Source organism: Sedimentibacter sp. B4, assembly GCF_000309315.1.
GTDB lineage: Bacteria > Bacillota > Clostridia > Tissierellales > Sedimentibacteraceae > Sedimentibacter > Sedimentibacter saalensis.
Genome location: NZ_CANG01000672.1, coordinates 1 through 241, shown reverse-complemented (window position 1 = coordinate 241; position 241 = coordinate 1). Strand labels below are relative to the sequence as shown.

The 241-nt window shown below is 71.8% G+C and carries 1 pseudogene; it reads right to left on the bottom strand.

Annotation, left to right across the window (positions count from 1 at the left end):
• Positions 1 to 241: pseudogene (locus tag BN358_RS24080) on the bottom strand (phosphoglucomutase, alpha-D-glucose phosphate-specific); the annotation flags it as partial.

Here is a 241-nt window from a genome sequence, read left to right as displayed (position 1 = left end):
CCGCGCGTGGCCCGGAGTGGGTCTTGTTGTAGACGATGATCGCCCGGGAGACCGACGGCGTGGGGGTGTAGTCCTCGTCGCGCTCGGCGCGGATCGAGACGCCCTGGGCGTGCAGCACCTCGATGGCGGTGCGCCACGCGGGCGCGGAGAGGGCGTGGGTGTCCTTCCCGATGTAGAGCGGCCCGGTGATGCCCTGCCCGGCCCGGTACTCGACGATCGCCTGGGTGGTGGCGGCGATGTA